Genomic DNA, 15,782 nt, shown 5'->3' on the forward strand with positions numbered 1-15,782 from the left:
GGCTTACTTCGTCTCTTCCTTGAAGTTCAGCGACAGCGAGTTCATGCAGTAGCGGTCACCGGTCGGCGTCTGCGTCGCGTCGTCGAACAGGTGGCCGAGGTGTGAGCCGCACGTGCCGCAGACGACTTCGGTGCGCACCATGCCGAGGCTGCGGTCGGTGACGCGCTTGACGGCGTCGGGGTTGACGGCGTCCCAGAAGCTCGGCCAGCCCGAGCCGGAGTCGAACTTGGTGCCGCTCGGGAACAGCTCGGCGTTGCAAGCGCCGCAGGTGTACACGCCGTCGCGCTTCTCGTCGAGCAGCGCGCCGGACCACGGGCGCTCGGTCGCCGCCTCGCGAAGGATGGAGTATCGCGTCGCATCGAGTTCCGCGCGCCACTCGTCCTCGGTCTTCTGGAGGGGGAAATTGCTTTCTTGGGTGGTCATCTGTCTATAGCCTTTCGAGAATGATCGGTACTCTCCATTAAACTCGGCTGCGTGTCCGATTGTTCCGTAGTAGAGAAGTCGTGGGGCGAACTCACGACTTGGGAGTTGTATTCGTTCCTGAAGCTCCGAACGGATGTCTTCTTTCTTGAGCAGAAGATCGACGAGGAAGAGCTCGACGACCGCGACACGGAACCCGAGACGAGCCATCTGTGGATCGCGGATGAGCGCGGCATCGCCGCCTACCTGCGCGTCATTGTTGATGCCGAACCGAGCCACCTCGACGCGAGGAGGCTCTTCGGCCGCGTCGTCGTGCGTGCCGACCGCCGCGGCGAGGGCCTCGCCCAGCTGCTCATCGACCGCGTGATCCAACGGCACGGCCACGAGTCGATGCTGCTCCACTCGCAGGAGTACATCGCTCCGCTGTACGCGCGCTACGGCTTCGAGGCGTTCGGCGAGATCTACGTCGAGGCGGGCCTGCCGCACGTCATGATGTACCGCACTGCCACAGCCTCGGATGAGCGCGAGTAATCGGCGGGCTCGCCCTATGCTGGCCCCGGGCGCTCGACGGGTCCGCAATCGAGAGGTAGCGCGTGGAAACACAGCCTGAACCGGCCGAGCTGCCGGATGCTGCGGCGCGGCTGAGCGATCGCGACGAAGCGATCCTCGGTTTCGAGCATGAGTGGTGGCGCCACGGCGGCGCGAAAGAGGAAGCCATCCGCCGCGAGTTCGGGGTGTCGGCGGCCCGGTATTATCAATTGCTGAACTCGCTGATCGACTCCCCGGCCGCGATCGTTCACGACCCGATGCTGGTCAGGAGACTGCAGCGGGTCAGGGATGCTCGAACGAGCGAACGCTCCACCGAGAAAGGGAGCCGGGCCCAGCCGGGCCGACAGGCAGCCGGCCGCGGGCGAATCGAAGACTAGGACCACTTGCTCTATGGCGAAGACAACTCCCACCGATCGCTTCGACGAGATCCCCGACGACCTCACGCGAGTCGGTGCCCACCGGGCCCCGGCGCGGCAGGGGCGCGGCTGGATCGGGTTCGCGTGGGCCGCTCTCGCCACCGGCGTGCTCGTCCTCGCCGGCGTCGTGGCACTCGCGGCCCTGACCGACTCGATCAATCTCGATCTCCCGTTCACGGCGAGCGGGGCGCCGACCGACGACGCGCCCGCGACAGACCAGAGCGAAGAGCCCGAGGCGACCGAGACTGCCGCGCCGATCGAGCCCCTGCTCGATCCCTCCGTCTCCATCACCGTGCTCAACGGAACATCCACGGCCGGACTCGCCGGCGCTGCCGGTGACAAACTCGTCGCCGAGGGATGGTGCGGCGCGGCCGGGCCCGACACGGTCGCCGAGGGACCGTGCGCCGACAGCACCGCTGTGGGGAGCCGCGCCAATGCCTCATCCACGGAGATCGCCGCAACGGCCGTCTACTACGGCGATCCGGCGAACGAGAGCGCAGCACTCGCGCTCGTCGCCAGCCTCGGCATCGGCGAGGCGCAGCTCAGCGAGGACTTCCCCGAGTCGCCGATCACGGTGCTGCTCGGTTCGGATTATTTGCAAATTGCAGGCTGACGGCCCAACGAACATGCGCACTTCACGAAGGAACTCCGGTCGCGCTGCGATCCTGACCGTTGTGCTCTCCGTCGCCATGCTCGCGGGTTGCGCGGCCGGGACCGAAGGTCCGCAGCCCAGCCCGAGCGCGACCTCGCCCCGCGAAGCCGCGCAGACGGACGTCGCCCCGTTGCGCGGACTCGTCGTCCCGAAGGGCACACTCGAGCACGCCTCAATCGCCGCCAAGATCGACAATCACCCCCTCGCGCGTCCGCAAATCGCGCTCGACCGCACCGACCTCGTGTTCGAGGAGCTGGTCGAAGGTGGGATGACCCGCTATGTCGCTGTCTGGCACTCGGACATCCCCGACGTTCTGGGTCCGGTGCGCTCGATCCGGCCGATGGATCCGGACATCATCTCGCCCTTCGGCGGGATCGTCGCCTATTCGGGCGGTCAGGACCGGTTCGTCGCGCTCATGCGCCAGACGCCCGTCTACAACGCGATTCACGGCCAGCCCGACACGGAGGCCACCTTTTACCGGTCCGATGCCAAGCCCGCGCCGCACAACGTGCACGTGAAGGCCACGGAGCTGCTCGCCGAGCACACCGATCTGGCGGCACCGCGCAAGCAGTTCAACTTCGCCGCCGACCTCCCCTCGTCCACCGCGGTGCGGCTCGGCACACGCACCGCCGTCGTGAACTACCGGTTCTCGGACTACAGCTTCGGCACCTGGAACTGGGATGCGCCGACGTCGGCGTTTCTGCGTTCCCAGCAGGGAGCGCCGGATGTCGATGCGAACGGCGCACGGTTGAGCGCGACCAACCTGATAGTTCTCCGCGTGCCCGTCACCGTGGCGCTCGATATCCCCAAGACCGAGATGATCGGCTCGGGCGAGGCCTGGGTCTCCTCCGGCGGCGCCACGGTGCGAGCCACCTGGACGAAGAAGTCTGCCGCCAGCACGATCGCGCTCATCGACGACAATGGGGTGGCAGTCAAGCTCGCGCCCGGCAACTCGTGGATCGAGTTGATTCCGTTGGCAGGGTCGGTCGAGCACACAGCCCCCACTGCAGGCTGACCCTCACGGGGCGTCACTTGCACTCTCCGGGGGAGAGTGCCAGAATCGTTTAGCACTCCCTCCACGGGAGTGCCAACCGTGTTGCAGCTTTTACGACGCCCCGGAGGGACGAGAAACACACATGGCAAAGATCATTGCTTTCAACGAAGAGGCCCGTCGCGGCCTCGAGCGCGGCCTCAACATCCTCGCCGACGCAGTCAAGGTGACCCTCGGCCCACGCGGCCGCAACGTCGTGCTCGAGAAGAAGTGGGGCGCACCCACCATCACGAACGACGGTGTCTCCATCGCCAAGGAAATCGAACTGGACGACCCGTACGAGAAGATCGGCGCCGAGCTGGTCAAAGAGGTAGCCAAGAAGACGGATGACGTCGCCGGAGACGGAACGACCACGTCGGTCGTCCTCGCCCAGGCCCTCGTTCGCGAAGGACTTCGCAACGTCGCTGCTGGCGCTGACCCGATCACCCTCAAGCGCGGCATCGAGAAGGCCGTCAACGCGGTCATCGAGGCGCTCGTCACCGGTGCGAAGGAAATCGAAACCAAGGAAGAGATCGCGGCCACCGCGTCCATCTCCGCCGGCGACCCCGAGATCGGCGCGCTGATCGCTGAGGCGATCGACAAGGTCGGCAAGGAAGGCGTCGTCACCGTCGAGGAGTCAAACACCTTCGGCACCGAGCTCGAGCTGACCGAGGGAATGCGCTTCGACAAGGGTTACCTGTCGGCGTACTTCGTCACCGACCCCGAGCGCCAGGAAGCCGTCTTCGAAGACGCGTACATCCTCATCGTCAACGGCAAGATCTCGAACATCAAGGACCTGCTGCCGATCGTCGACAAGGTCATCCAGTCGGGCAAGCAGCTGCTGATCATCGCCGAGGACGTCGACGGCGAAGCCCTCGCGACCCTCGTCGTGAACAAGATCCGTGGCATCTTCAAGTCGGTTGCCGTCAAGGCCCCCGGCTTCGGAGACCGTCGCAAGGCGCAGCTGCAGGACATCGCCATCCTCACCGGTGGACAGGTCATCTCCGAGGAGGTCGGTCTCAAGCTGGAGAACGCGACCCTCGACCTGCTGGGACGCGCCCGCAAGGTTGTCATCACCAAGGACGAGACCACGATCGTCGAGGGAGCCGGCGAAGTCGACGCCATCGCCGGACGTGTCAAGCAGATCCGTTCCGAGATCGACAACACCGATTCCGACTACGACCGCGAGAAGCTGCAGGAGCGCCTGGCCAAGCTGGCCGGCGGCGTTGCAGTCATCAAGGCCGGAGCCGCGACCGAGGTCGAGCTCAAGGAGCGCAAGCACCGCATCGAGGACGCCGTTCGCAACGCGAAGGCCGCCGTCGAAGAGGGCATCGTCGCCGGTGGTGGCGTCGCACTCATCCAGGCCGGTAAGGTCGCGTTCGAGAGCGAAGCCGTCACGAGCCTCACGGGCGACGAGGCGACCGGTGCGAACATCGTTCGCGTCGCGATCGACGCGCCGCTCAAGCAGATCGCCCTCAACGCTGGCCTCGAGCCCGGCGTCGTGGTCGACCGCGTGCGCAACCTGCCCACCGGACACGGCCTCAACGCCGCGACCGGCGAGTACGTTGACATGCTGGCTGCCGGAATCAACGACCCGGTGAAGGTCACCCGTTCTGCGCTGCTCAACGCAGCGTCGATCGCGGGCCTGTTCCTCACCACCGAGGCCGTCGTCGCCGACAAGCCCGAGCGTCACCCGGCCCCGGCCGGCGACCCCTCGGGTGGCATGGACTTCTAAGTCCAGAGCACCTGAATGGGCGGTTCCCTCGCGGGAGCCGCCCATTCGTGGGTTAAGGGCACGACGTCTGCCGAAGCCGGTGCGTCAGCGCAGGAAGAGCCGCGCGTTCGACTGCTCGATATCGGCGTACTGCTGCCCTGCTTGCCCGAGCGCGATGTTGATCGAGGCCATCGCCTCGGCGACGTGCTGCTGCGTCGCCCGCCACTCGGTGACGACGCCCTGAAACGCGCTGGCGGCCTGACCGCTCCAGGATGACTGCAGGTTCACGAGCTGGTTGAGCAACGCGCTCACCTCCGCCTCAATCCTGCCCATCGACGAGCGCACTGCTCCCGTCGTCGTGAAAACAGCCTCACTGTCGACCTGATAGCGGGTCATCGCGCCTCCTTCGCTCGTGCCAGGCTGGCCGGCCGGGCTGACCACAGGCTAGGCGGGCGGGAAGGCCGATGTTGGCGTCAGGGGCGCGCTGTGGGCGCGAGCGACGTGTAGTTCTCGGGGAGGAGAGGAAGCTCTATCCGGAAGGTGGCGCCGCCACCCTCCGTCTCGAAGACGTCGACCGATCCCTTGTGCGCGATGATGATGCCCGAGACGATCGCGAGCCCGAGACCGCTGCCGCCTGTCTCGCGGGTGCGCGAAGTATCGGCACGCCAGAACCGCTGGAAGATCTTGTCGCGGATCTGCGGGGGGATCCCCTCGCCGTGATCAATGATGTCGAGCAGCGCGACCTGGCGGACGGCGTCAACCGACACCCCGATCTCGATCGGGCTGCCGGGGTTGGTAAATCGCAGGGCGTTGCCGAGCAGGTTGGTGACCACCTGGCGGATCTTGTTCTCCTCCCCGAGCACGATCGCGGGGGTGTCGAGAATCTGCTGCGGGGCCGGCGTCTGCGAGACGTGCTCGGCGGGCGCCTGCCGGGGTCGTCGCGAGCGCAAGCGCGAGAGCTGCGCCCCGGCAAAGGAGATCGGGCTCGTGAGCACTGCGGCCGTCCTGCTCGCTATGACGGCGTCCTCCGCAGTCGTCGTGGCGCTCTGCGGTTCGGGCTCGGGTTCCGGCTCGATGAAGACGACGTTGATCGGGCGACCGGGGGAGGAGGCCATGGCGTCGAGGGCGGCGTCGTAGGCGATCGGGACGAGATCGACGGGTTTCATCTGCAGCGGCTTGGCCTCGTCGATGCGCGCAAGCTCAAGGAGGTCCTCGACGAGCTCGCCCATGCGGATCGCCTCCTTCTCGATGCGCTCCATCGCCTGTGCGACCTCGTCGGGGGTCGTCAGCGCGCCCATCCGGTAGAGCTCGGCATAGCCACGTACCGACACGAGCGGGGTGCGCAGCTCGTGGCTCGCGTCGCCGACGAAACGGCGCATCTGCTCGATGGTCTTGGCGCGGTCGCCGAACGCTCGGTCGATGCGCGCGAGCATCGTGTTCAGCGAGCCGTTGAGGCGGCCGACCTCGGTGTTCGGCGTCGCTCCCGGCAGCCGCTCGCTGAAGTTGCCGTCGGCGATTGCCGCCGCGGTGGCCTCGACCTGACGAAGCGGGGCAAAGGTCGTCGTCACGAGCAGCCTCGTCAGCGCGGCACCAAGCACCACCACCGAGAGTCCGAAGCCGAGGAAGATGCCCGCGTAGCGCGCGATGATGCCGTTGGTCTCGTCGAGATTGAGCGCGACGATGAGGCCCACCGACTCGCTCGTCTGCACGTTGCGCTGCGGAAGGGCGACGACGCGCCATTGGGTGCTGCGGTCGTCATCCCACAGGGTGAAGGCGCGCACCTCGTCGCGGCTCATGTCGTCGTTTGTCATTTCGGCGAGGATGGGCGGGTCGTCCTGTGCGTTGTGACAGACGACCCGGCCGGTGTCATTGACGATCGCGACGTAGTAGTCGTTGGGGCCCTGGGTCACGCACTCCGTCGTCAACAGGGCATCCACCCTCAGCTGGGTGACGGTCTCGGCAATCTTGCTGTCGACGCCCTCGAGCAAGTAGTTGCGCAGCACGGTCATCGTGCCGGCACCCGCTACGAGCAGGCCCAGAGTCACCAGAAGAACGGTCACGCTGGTGATCTTTGTGCGCAGTGAAATCGAGTTCCACCGATCGCTGAGGGCATCGGACATAGAACGTCAGGCTAGGCCACGAAACTGGGGGTCAGCCTCTGCAGGTCAGACCTTGGCCGCCTTGAGCATGTAGCCGAAGCCCCGCTTGGTCTGGATGACCGGCTCGGCCGAGAACTGGTCGAGCTTGCGGCGCAGGTAGGAGATGTAACTCTCGACGATTCCCGCGTCGCCGTTGAAGTCGTACTCCCAGACGTGGTCGAGGATCTGCGCCTTCGATAGCACGCGGTTCGGGTTGAGCATGAGGTAGCGGAGCAGCTTGAACTCGGTGGGGCTGAGCTCGATCTGCTCGGCACCGATCGACACCTCGTGGGTGTCCTGGTCCATCGTCAGCTCACCGGCGCGGATCACGGCATCCTCCTCGTCCGCCATCGTGCGGCGGAGGATCGCCTTGATGCGAGCGACGATCTCGTCGAGGCTGAACGGCTTGGTCACGTAGTCGTCGCCGCCGACCGTGAGGCCGGTGATCTTGTCTTCCGTGTCGTCCTTCGCGGTGAGGAACAGAATCGGCGAGGTGTAGCCGGAGGAACGGAGGCGCTTGGTCACGCCGAAGCCGTTCATGTCGGGCAGCATCACGTCGAGGATTATGAGGTCGGGTTCCTCCTCGAGCACCGCCGAGATCGCCTGGGCGCCATTGCCGACCGCACGCACAGCGAAGCCGGCGAAGCGGAGGCTGGTGGTCAGGAGGTCACGGATGTTGGGTTCGTCATCGACGATCAGGATTCTGGGGCCATCGCTCATGTAAGTAGTATCTGCGCGTTAGCTGGGATCTTTCTGTGAGCGCACGGTGTGCGCTGTTCGACGACCTCTCGGCAGGCCGAGAGGTGGGAGCATGGCCCCATGTACTTCTCGCCAGCTCGCGGAATCACGCTCCCGGAGATCAGTCAGCCGCTGCGCGCCATCGGGGGCCGCGCCTTCGACTTCTCCCGTGAGGTGGCTGTCATGGCCGTGATCAACCGCACCCCGGACTCGTTCTACGACCGGGGCGCGACATTCGTGCTCGACGCCGCCGTCGCAGCCTCCCTCGCCGCCATCGCCGAGGGCGCCGACTGGGTCGACATCGGCGGCGCCAAGTTCGCTCCTGGCCCCGCCGTGCCCATCGTGGCGGAGATCGACCGGATCGTCCCCGTCGTCGAGGCGCTGCGCGGCACGGGGGTGGTGATCTCAGTCGACACCTTCCAGCCGGAGGTCGCCCTCGCCGGCATCCGCGCCGGGGCGCACGTCATCAACGACACCACCGGCGTGAGTGACCCGCGCATGGCCGAGGTGGTCGCCGACAGTGATGCGACGCTCGTCATCACGCACAGCCTCGCGGCGCCGCGCACCGCCTACCCCGCGCCGCAGTACGGGGACGTCGTCGCGGAGGTCCTTGCGTTCCTGCAAGAGCGGGTTGCGCTCGCCACCGGGCTCGGGGTGCCGCCGGAGCGAATCGTTGTTGACCCAGGCCACGACCTCAACAAGAACACCCGGCATTCGCTCGAGATCACCCGTCGACTGGGCGAGATCACGGCGCTCGGTCTGCCGACCCTCGTGGCGGTGTCGAACAAGGACTTCGTCGGGGAGACCATCGGCCGGGACCGCGGCGCGCGCGTCGAGGGGTCGATCGCGGCCGCCGTCGCGTGCATCCTGCAGGGCGCCCGGATCGTGCGCATGCACAACGTGCGCGCCGCAGTGGACGCCGTGCGAATGACCGAGGGGATCCTCGGATTCCGCGAGCCGGCGTACGTGCGCCACAACATCGCCTGATGCTCGACCGGCACGAGCTCATCGAGCGCTACCTCGTCACCGACCGCGACAGGCCGCGGCTGCGGGTGAACTTCATCCAGAGCCTCGACGGCGCCGCGACACGCGACGAGGTCAGCGGCGGCCTCAATAACGCCGACGACAAGCTGGTCTTCGACACCCTGCGGATGCTGTGCGACGTCATCGTCGTCGGTGCCGGAACGGTGCGGGCGGAGGGCTACGGCGGGGTGCGGGTGCGCGACGAGGATGCCCGTTGGCGGGTCGAGCACGGGCTTGCGGCCCAGCCTCCGGTCGCGCTCGTGACGTCACGGCTCGACTTCGCGCCGTCGCATCCGTTCTTCGCGGATGCCGTCGTGCGGCCGATCGTCATCACCTCGGCGGCGTCTCCGGCAGCGGCGAGAGTCGCGCTCGCCGACGTCGCCGACGTCGTCGTCTGCGGCGAGGAGCGAGTGGAACCGGACCGTCTGGTCGCGGAGCTCACCGCGCGGGGCCTGCCCCAGATGCTCTGCGAGGGCGGGCCGCAGCTGTTCGGCGCGCTCATCGAGGCCGACCTGGTCGACGAGATCTGCCTGACGATGAGCCCGGTGCTCGAGGGCGGATCCGCGGGCCGCATCGCGCACGGCGCGGCAGCGACGGCACGCGGAATGGCGCTCCTGCACTCGCTCACGGCGGGGGACATGCTCTTCCTGCGATACGAGCGCCGCTGACGGTTAGGCAGCAGCCTTGTCGAGTGCGTGCGCGTCGAGGATCGTGTAGCTGTAGCCCTGCTCCGCGAGGAAGCGCTGCCGGTTCTGGGCGAAGTCCTGGTCGACCGTGTCGCGCGCGACGAGCGTGTAGAAGTTGGCCGGGAGGCCGCTCTCCTTCGGGCGGAGCAGTCGGCCGAGACGCTGGGCCTCCTCCTGCCGGGACCCGAACGAACCGGACACCTGGATTGCGACGGTCGCCTCGGGCAGGTCGACTGAGAAGTTCGCGACCTTTGAGACGACGAGGATCTTCGTGATGCCCTCACGGAACTCCTGATAGAGCCGTTCCCGCTCGTCGACGGGGGTCGCGCCCGTGAGCTGCGGCGCATCCAGCACCTCGGCGAGCTCCTGGATCTGGTCGAGGTACTGCCCGATCACGAGGATCCGCTCGCCGGTATGCCGCTCGACGAGCTGCTGAACCACGTCGATCTTCGCCGGCGCCGTGGCCGCGAGACGGTAGCGCGCGTCGTCCGCCGCCGCCGCATACTCGAGTCGCTCCTGCTGGGGCAGGTCGATGCGAACCTCGTAGCAGGATGCCGGGGAGATGAAACCCTGGGACTCGATCTCCTTCCAGGGCGCGTCGAACCGCTTCGGGCCGATGAGGCTGAACACGTCGCCCTCTCGCCCGTCCTCGCGCACGAGAGTCGCCGTGAGGCCCAGTCGGCGCCGTGCCTGCAGGTCGGCGGTGAGTTTGAACACCGGCGCGGGCAGTAGGTGCACCTCGTCGTAGATCACGAGGCCCCAGTCGAGCGCGTCGAGCAGCTGCAGGTGCGCATACTCGCCCTTCCGGCGTGCGGTGAGGATCTGGTAGGTCGCGATCGTCACCGGTTTCACATCCTTGGACTGGCCGGAGTACTCGCCGATTTCGTCGTCGGTGAGGGTGGTGCGGCGCAAGAGCTCCGAGCGCCACTGGCGGGCCGAAACGATGTTGGTGACGAGGATGAGGGTGGTGGTCTTCGAGATCGCCATCGCGCCGGCGCCGACGAGGGTCTTCCCCGCGCCGCAGGGAAGCACCACCACGCCCGAGCCGTGCTTGAAGAAGCTGTCGACGGCCTCGTTCTGGTACTCCCGCAGGTCGAAGCCGCCCGAGTGGTCGAGCTCGATCTCGTGCGGGGTGCCCGGCGTGTAGCCGGCGAGGTCCTCCGCTGGCCAGCCGAGCTTGAGGAGCTCCTGTTTGAGCTCGCCGCGCGCCCACGGCTGCATGACGAAGCTATTGTCGCCGCGCCGCTCGAGCAGAAGGTTCGCGACCTTCTTGCCGCGCGCGATCTCGGCGAGCACAGCGCGATCGGTGCCGGTGAGGGTGAGCACGCCGTCGGCATCCCGCTCGATCACGAGCCTGCCGTAGCGGGCGACCGTCTCGGCGATATCGATCGACACGGCCTGGGGGATCGGAAACTTCGAGTAGCGCTCGAGGGTGGCGAGCATGTCGGCGGCCTCGTGACCGGCCGCGCGCGCGTTCCACAGGCCGAGCCGTGTGATGCGGTAGGTGTGAATGTGCTCCGGGGCCCGCTCGAGCTCAGCGAACACCGCGAGATCGTGGCGGGCGTCGTCCGCCTGCGGGTGCGCCACCCCGAGTAGCACGGTGCGGTCGCTTTGAACGATGAGGGGCCCGGGCAGCTGTGGCGCGGTCGCGGGCTCGGCTGCTGAATTCACCCCGGAAGTCTAACCGCGCGCTGTGTGGCGAATGCCGTGTTCTCGGGATTGTCAGGGAACGTCGGCAGCGGGGGATACCCTCGCGATGCTCGACAGGGGCAGAGTGCGCTCGATCGCCGACCGCCGGTCGCGCGCCCGGAGCCTGCCGCCGGCGATGCTCGTCGGTTCGAGCTGGTAGTCGACGACTGTTCCGTTGGGCATTGTCACGCTCACCGTGAGTGCGGCCTTGAGTCGGATCGCGCTGTCGAGCTGCCGGGCGAGCCACGCATCCGCCGCCTCCTCCGGTTCGCTGTCGCCGCCGAGTCGCAGCCGCTCGATCAGGTCCTCGATCGGGTCGGGCCCGACGGCGCCGGCCGATCGAGCGTGGCGCCGGCGGCGGAGGGCGACGATTTCGGCGTCTGCGCCCTCGGCCGCAACCGGGTAGCGGGCATCGCTGAGGTTCCAGAACACCGTTTCGAGCGGGAAGCGGCTGACCAGCCGGTCGGGATCGACCCGAGTGAAGCCGAGCACCGAGAGGTTCTGGTCGACAAGAACGGTGTCGAGCAGCTGCGCGTCGTCGCTGCGCACGTAGCTCTTCGCCTCGAGAGCGTCCCTGCTGTTGCGCTCGGTCAGCGCGCCGGCCCGCAGCAGTCCGTACCGGCTGGATGCTTCGGTGATGAGGTAGTCGAGCGGCTGTGGGATGCCGGTGAGTGAGATTTCGGCGAGGAACTCGCGCACGCTCGCGGCCGACTCGCCCGCTGCCATCGCTCGGTTCATGCTCGAGGCCGAGACGCGATAACTCGACGCGAGCGACCGGCTCTCGGCATCCGCGAGGGAGCGCAGGCGCCCGTCGACCTGCGGGGTGAGCGGGCCGGGGGCGACGATCGAGAGGTCGTGCTGCAGGTAGACCTGTTCGACCTCGCGCGGCAGTAGCGGCGCCATAGCGGTCTCCGCGGCGTCCAGCCCGGAGGTGAACAGGGCGAGGCCCGGGCTGCTCGCGGCGTGGTTGGCGGTGATGCCGAGAAGTTCGGCGGCTCCGGTGTACGCGGCGATCCGCTCATCCATCCAGTCCCCGCCCGCAGGGTAGAGCCAGTCGACGAATCGGCGGAGGCCGGCGCCCCAGAGCGAGTGGCTGCGCTCGCCGAGGAGCCGGCGGATGTCGGTCGGGAGGCGTTCGAACCAGCCGGCGGCGAGCATGCGCCACCGTGCGCCGGAGGATTCCATCAGCCACGCGCTGCCCGCGTCGGTGATGAGCCAGGAGCCGGCCTCGCGCGCGACGAGCCCTGAGGCACCCGCGACCGCGAGCAGCCGCGCAACGCCCGCGAGGTCGACGGCCATCGCGTTCGCGAGCCGCTTGGTGTCGGGCAGGGCGATGCCGCCCTTGGCCAGCTCGCGCGCCGGCTCGCGTTCTAGCTCGACGAGGAGCTCGGTGATCCCGGTGGTCGCGGCGAACGCACGCTCGGAGGCGACGCGGTCGATGAAGCGCAACTCGGTCTCCGCGGCGGGCTCGAGCGCCGCGAGCGGCAGGCCGGCGGCGAGCTCGGAAAGGCCGGGCAGCCCGAAGGCCGGCCACGAGCGCACCTGCTCGGCGACGCTGTCGTAGGCGGTGAACCGTTCGATCCCCGCGGCATCCGTCTCTCTGTCGGCGAGCAGCAGCGAGACCGCCGTCGACGCGCGCAGTTCGATGTCGGACTCGGGCGGCGCCTCGGCGTAGCTGTCGAGCAGCGCAGCGACGTCCGCGGCCGTCGAGCCGCCGGCACGCGACCCGAGCTCGGCTATGGCCGCGATCGTCGCCAAGGTGCCGCGGTCGAGGTGACTCAACTGCTGCTGCACGGATGCCCGGTCGAGCAGCGCCTCGGCGAGGTCGAAGAAGTCCTTGATGCCGCTCACGCGGATCTCCCGCGCCCGGACGGCGGCAGCAAGCCGCGCGTTGTCCATCGCCCGCAGCCGAGTCGCGAGTGAGAATGTGTCGCTCACGGGCGAGGCCCGCGGCGATCCGTCACCATCGTCGGATCGATCACGCCTACCTGCCCTGCGATGGGCGCTGGCGTTTCTGGGGCGATCGCGCCTGTGCCTCGGCGGCCTCGCGTGACCGGCGCTTCGCGCTCACGATCACGAGGGTGACCAGAAGAACGATCGCAAACGGCAGCCCGAAGAACGGCGCAACGAAGACTGCGGGCCAGAGCCCGGTGGCGAAATCCGCCCCGCCCATGCCCGTGGCGGTTCCGATGATGATCGCGAGGAACGAGGCGATCGAGATCACGATCACCGCCACCATCATGTACGCGAGGACTCGCTCTGCGCGATGAATGGGGACCGGAATTTGTTTTGCCACAAGCACAAGAATAGAGGTACGCCAGTGCCCGTAGGCTTAGAGGTTCCAGCCACAAGAAAGAGGTGCAGCCATGCCTACCGGCAAGGTCAAGTTTTATGACGACGAAAAGGGCTTCGGCTTCATCACGTCGGATGAAGGCCAGGAGGTCTTCCTGCACGCTTCCGCGCTGCCCGCTGGTGCGACGGTCAAGGCCGGTACCAAACTCGAATTCGGCATCGCCGACGGAAAGCGCGGTGCCCAGGCGCTGTCGGTGCGCGTGCTCGAGGCTCCACCGAGCTTGGCGAAGCTGAGCCGCAAGCCCGCCGACGACATGGCGGTCATCGTCGAGGATCTCGTCAAGCTCCTCGACGGCATCGGCTCGAACCTCAAGCGGGGCCGCTACCCCGACTCCAGTCACAGCCACAAGATCGCGGCAATGTTGCGCCGGGTAGCCGATGAGCTCGATGCCTGAGCGCGAGGCGACCCAGGCCGACTTCGACCTGGCCCGTGAGGCTCTCCTCGAGATCACACCGGCCGACACCATCGGGGCCACGGCGGGCTTCGTCGACGAGGGCGACGGCGCAATCTCGGTGTTCTTCGAGTCGGAAATGGTTGGCTACCCCGGCTGGCGCTGGACCGCCAGCATCGCCCACGTCGACGGTGCCGACCCGACGGTGCTCGAGGTCGAGCTCATGCCCGGTGATAACGCGATTCTCGCGCCCGACTGGGTGCCGTGGGTTGACAGGCTGGCCGAGTATCGGGCGTCGCAGGACGCCACGGCATCCGACGATTCCGACGACGACGACGAGTCTGACGACGACGAGTCTGACGATGAGGAGTCTGACGATGATGAATCGGACGATGAGGAGTCGGACGATGACGAGTCCGACGGCGACGAGCAAGGAGCGGTCTCCCGCGGATCGGTGCTACATGCCGGCGACCTCGATGGGGTCGACATCGACGATATCGACGTGGATGGCGAGGATGAAGACGAGGATGAAGACGATTCGGACGACGACTCGATCGTCGGCGACCTCGACGATCACGTCATGGACGACGACGAGGTCGGCCGCGGGTAGCCCTCAGCGCTGGCGGTAGTGGGTGTAGATCAGCCCGAGAAGCCCCAGTCCGACGCCGATCGCGCAGGCCAGCAGCCACCAGCTGTTGCCGCCCTCCTCCGGCATGACGGCGAGGAGGACGAGCGCGACGACCCAGGCCCCAGTCCCGACGAGCACGGCCTTGCGGTCGTCGGTCGTCACCGGCGCAGGGTCGGGCCGCCGATCGGCATCCTTGAGCCAGATTCGCATGCTTACAGGCTACCCACCACGAACTCGATCGCACGGATGAGCTGGCGCACATCATCCGGCTCGATTGCAACAAACGTAGCGACTCGCAACTGGTTGCGGCCGAGCTTGCGGTAGGGCTCCGTGTCGACGATGCCGTTCGCGCGCAACACCTTGGCGATGGCCGCCGCGTCGATGCGCTCATCGAAGTCGATCGTGACGACGACCTGCGAGCGGTGGTCGGGGTCCGCAACGAATGGTGTCGCGTAGTCGACGCTCGCCGCCCAGTCATAGAGCGCCGACGATGACTCGGTCGTGCGGGCGTTCGCCCAGGCGAGTCCGCCGTTGCCGTTGATCCACTCGATCTGGTTCTCGAGCAGCAGCAGGGTCGAGAGCGCGGGCGTGTTGAGGGTCTGCTTGAGGCGCGAGTTGTCGACCGCGTTCTTGAGGCTCAGGAACTCGGGAATGTAGCGGCCGCTCGCGGCGACCGTCGCAACCCGCTCGAGCGCGGCGGGGGAGAACAGCGCAAGCCACAGTCCGCCGTCGGACGCAAAATTCTTCTGCGGTGCGAAGTAGTAGACATCGGTTTGGGCCGCGTCGAAGTCGATGCCGCCCGCTGCGCTCGTCGCATCGACCACAGTGAGGGCTCCCGGGTCGCCGTGCACCCGCTCGACCGGGGCCATGACGCCGGTGGAGGTCTCGTTGTGCGGCCACGCGTACACGTCGATTCCCGGCTGCGCATCGACCGTGCTGAGCGATCCGGCAACGGCATCGATGACGTGTGGGGCCTCGAGGAACGGGGCGGCCGCAGCAGCGGCGAACTTCGACCCGAACTCGCCGAAGGTGAGGTTCTGGCTGCGCTTCTCGATCAGCCCGAACGCCGCCGCATCCCAGAACGCGGTAGATCCGCCGTTGCCCAGCACGACCTCGTAACCGTCGGGCAGGCGGAAGAGCGCGGTGAGCCCGTCCTGAACTCGCCCGACGAGGTTCTTTACCGGTGCCTGCCGATGCGAGGTGCCGAGGATCCCGGCGCCCGCGCCCGTGAGGTAGGCGAGCTGCTCGGCCCTGACCTTCGAGGGGCCGCATCCGAATCGTCCATCGGCGGGCATGAGGTCGGTGGGAATGGTGATCTGGGACATGCGCCGATTCTATCGAGCCGCGCGCGGTAG

Annotated in this window: 18 protein-coding genes; 9 read left to right on the forward strand and 9 right to left on the reverse strand. The window is 67.5% G+C overall.

Annotated features, from left to right (window positions below):
- Positions 1-3 precede the first annotated feature (3 nt).
- On the reverse strand, positions 4-423 hold the full coding sequence (msrB, locus tag BHD05_RS05535) for a peptide-methionine (R)-S-oxide reductase MsrB (protein WP_161885550.1): 420 nt from the start codon (positions 421-423) through the stop codon (positions 4-6).
- A gap of 51 nt (positions 424-474) precedes the next feature.
- On the opposite strand from msrB, the gene BHD05_RS05540 reads away from it, so the two are divergent.
- From BHD05_RS05540 to groL, 5 genes are all read left to right on the forward strand, one after another.
- A complete protein-coding gene (locus BHD05_RS05540; RefSeq protein WP_161885551.1) occupies positions 475-951 on the forward strand; it encodes a GNAT family N-acetyltransferase in 477 nt (158 codons plus the stop codon).
- A 62-nt stretch (positions 952-1,013) separates the two neighbouring features.
- A complete protein-coding gene (locus BHD05_RS05545) occupies positions 1,014-1,346 on the forward strand; it encodes a DUF3263 domain-containing protein (protein WP_161885552.1) in 333 nt (110 codons plus the stop codon).
- Between the two features lie 13 nt (positions 1,347-1,359).
- A complete protein-coding gene (locus BHD05_RS05550) occupies positions 1,360-1,998 on the forward strand; it encodes a LytR C-terminal domain-containing protein (RefSeq protein WP_161885553.1) in 639 nt (212 codons plus the stop codon).
- Positions 1,999-2,011: 13 nt separating this feature from the next.
- Entirely contained in the window at positions 2,012-3,052 is a 1,041-nt protein-coding gene (locus BHD05_RS05555; RefSeq protein WP_161885554.1) for a DUF3048 domain-containing protein, read from the forward strand.
- A 121-nt stretch (positions 3,053-3,173) separates the two neighbouring features.
- Positions 3,174-4,802: a chaperonin GroEL gene (gene groL, locus BHD05_RS05560; RefSeq protein ID WP_161885555.1), complete on the forward strand. Its 1,629-nt coding sequence runs from the start codon at positions 3,174-3,176 to the stop codon at positions 4,800-4,802.
- A gap of 84 nt (positions 4,803-4,886) precedes the next feature.
- Here groL and BHD05_RS05565 read toward each other — a convergent pair whose 3' ends face one another.
- The 3 genes from BHD05_RS05565 to BHD05_RS05575 form a co-directional block, all read right to left on the reverse strand.
- Positions 4,887-5,177 (reverse strand): WXG100 family type VII secretion target, encoded by a 291-nt coding sequence (locus BHD05_RS05565; RefSeq protein WP_161885556.1) that lies wholly within the window; start codon positions 5,175-5,177, stop codon positions 4,887-4,889.
- A gap of 77 nt (positions 5,178-5,254) precedes the next feature.
- Positions 5,255-6,901 carry a sensor histidine kinase gene (locus BHD05_RS05570; RefSeq protein ID WP_161885557.1) on the reverse strand — a complete coding sequence of 549 codons (1,647 nt, stop codon included), beginning with the start codon at positions 6,899-6,901 and terminating at the stop codon, positions 5,255-5,257.
- Positions 6,902-6,946: 45 nt separating this feature from the next.
- Positions 6,947-7,639 carry a response regulator transcription factor gene (locus tag BHD05_RS05575; RefSeq protein WP_161885558.1) on the reverse strand — a complete coding sequence of 231 codons (693 nt, stop codon included), beginning with the start codon at positions 7,637-7,639 and terminating at the stop codon, positions 6,947-6,949.
- Between the two features lie 99 nt (positions 7,640-7,738).
- Here BHD05_RS05575 and folP point away from each other — a divergent pair, with 99 nt between their 5' ends.
- Both folP and BHD05_RS05585 read left to right on the forward strand, forming a co-directional pair.
- Positions 7,739-8,644: a dihydropteroate synthase gene (folP, locus tag BHD05_RS05580; protein WP_161885559.1), complete on the forward strand. Its 906-nt coding sequence runs from the start codon at positions 7,739-7,741 to the stop codon at positions 8,642-8,644.
- Positions 8,644-9,348 carry a pyrimidine reductase family protein gene (locus tag BHD05_RS05585; protein WP_161885560.1) on the forward strand — a complete coding sequence of 235 codons (705 nt, stop codon included), beginning with the start codon at positions 8,644-8,646 and terminating at the stop codon, positions 9,346-9,348. The genes folP and BHD05_RS05585 overlap by 1 nt, the downstream gene beginning before the upstream one ends.
- Positions 9,349-9,351: 3 nt before the next feature.
- On the opposite strand, the gene BHD05_RS05590 is transcribed toward BHD05_RS05585, so the two are convergent.
- The 3 genes from BHD05_RS05590 to BHD05_RS05600 are packed head-to-tail and all read right to left on the reverse strand — an operon-like array spanning position 9,352 to position 13,351.
- The gene (locus tag BHD05_RS05590) at positions 9,352-11,037 is read right to left on the reverse strand and encodes a DNA repair helicase XPB (protein WP_236966660.1); all 1,686 of its coding nucleotides are present in this window, start codon (positions 11,035-11,037) and stop codon (positions 9,352-9,354) included.
- 51 nt (positions 11,038-11,088) lie between these two features.
- Positions 11,089-12,993 (reverse strand): helicase-associated domain-containing protein, encoded by a 1,905-nt coding sequence (locus tag BHD05_RS05595; protein ID WP_161885561.1) that lies wholly within the window; start codon positions 12,991-12,993, stop codon positions 11,089-11,091.
- Between the two features lie 46 nt (positions 12,994-13,039).
- Positions 13,040-13,351, reverse strand: coding sequence for a hypothetical protein (locus BHD05_RS05600; RefSeq protein ID WP_161885562.1), 312 nt, complete (start codon positions 13,349-13,351; stop codon positions 13,040-13,042).
- A 70-nt stretch (positions 13,352-13,421) separates the two neighbouring features.
- Here BHD05_RS05600 and BHD05_RS05605 point away from each other — a divergent pair, with 70 nt between their 5' ends.
- Both BHD05_RS05605 and BHD05_RS05610 read left to right on the forward strand, forming a co-directional pair.
- Positions 13,422-13,802 (forward strand): cold-shock protein, encoded by a 381-nt coding sequence (locus BHD05_RS05605; protein ID WP_161885563.1) that lies wholly within the window; start codon positions 13,422-13,424, stop codon positions 13,800-13,802.
- Complete coding sequence (locus BHD05_RS05610) at positions 13,795-14,409, forward strand: DUF3027 domain-containing protein (protein ID WP_236966661.1); 615 nt, start codon at positions 13,795-13,797, stop codon at positions 14,407-14,409. The genes BHD05_RS05605 and BHD05_RS05610 overlap by 8 nt, the downstream gene beginning before the upstream one ends.
- Before the next feature lie 3 nt (positions 14,410-14,412).
- On the opposite strand, the gene BHD05_RS05615 is transcribed toward BHD05_RS05610, so the two are convergent.
- On the reverse strand, positions 14,413-14,637 hold the full coding sequence (locus tag BHD05_RS05615; RefSeq protein WP_161885565.1) for a DUF2530 domain-containing protein: 225 nt from the start codon (positions 14,635-14,637) through the stop codon (positions 14,413-14,415).
- 2 nt (positions 14,638-14,639) lie between these two features.
- Positions 14,640-15,752, reverse strand: coding sequence for a phosphoserine transaminase (gene serC / locus BHD05_RS05620; protein WP_161885566.1), 1,113 nt, complete (start codon positions 15,750-15,752; stop codon positions 14,640-14,642).
- Positions 15,753-15,782 lie beyond the last annotated feature (30 nt).

Source organism: Marisediminicola antarctica (genome assembly GCF_009930795.1).
In the GTDB taxonomy this organism is placed as follows: Bacteria; Actinomycetota; Actinomycetes; order Actinomycetales; family Microbacteriaceae; genus Marisediminicola; species Marisediminicola antarctica.

Coding starts and splice junctions, on each gene's coding strand:
- msrB (WP_161885550.1), bottom strand. CDS start 423: ATGACCACCCAAGAAAGCAATTTCCCCCTCCAGAAGACCGAGGACGAG.
- BHD05_RS05550 (WP_161885553.1), top strand. CDS start 1,360: ATGGCGAAGACAACTCCCACCGATCGCTTCGACGAGATCCCCGACGAC.
- BHD05_RS05555 (WP_161885554.1), top strand. CDS start 2,012: ATGCGCACTTCACGAAGGAACTCCGGTCGCGCTGCGATCCTGACCGTT.
- groL (WP_161885555.1), top strand. CDS start 3,174: ATGGCAAAGATCATTGCTTTCAACGAAGAGGCCCGTCGCGGCCTCGAG.
- BHD05_RS05565 (WP_161885556.1), bottom strand. CDS start 5,177: ATGACCCGCTATCAGGTCGACAGTGAGGCTGTTTTCACGACGACGGGA.
- BHD05_RS05570 (WP_161885557.1), bottom strand. CDS start 6,901: ATGTCCGATGCCCTCAGCGATCGGTGGAACTCGATTTCACTGCGCACA.
- BHD05_RS05575 (WP_161885558.1), bottom strand. CDS start 7,639: ATGAGCGATGGCCCCAGAATCCTGATCGTCGATGACGAACCCAACATC.
- folP (WP_161885559.1), top strand. CDS start 7,739: ATGTACTTCTCGCCAGCTCGCGGAATCACGCTCCCGGAGATCAGTCAG.
- BHD05_RS05585 (WP_161885560.1), top strand. CDS start 8,644: ATGCTCGACCGGCACGAGCTCATCGAGCGCTACCTCGTCACCGACCGC.
- BHD05_RS05605 (WP_161885563.1), top strand. CDS start 13,422: ATGCCTACCGGCAAGGTCAAGTTTTATGACGACGAAAAGGGCTTCGGC.
- BHD05_RS05610 (WP_236966661.1), top strand. CDS start 13,795: ATGCCTGAGCGCGAGGCGACCCAGGCCGACTTCGACCTGGCCCGTGAG.
- BHD05_RS05615 (WP_161885565.1), bottom strand. CDS start 14,637: ATGCGAATCTGGCTCAAGGATGCCGATCGGCGGCCCGACCCTGCGCCG.
- serC (WP_161885566.1), bottom strand. CDS start 15,752: ATGTCCCAGATCACCATTCCCACCGACCTCATGCCCGCCGATGGACGA.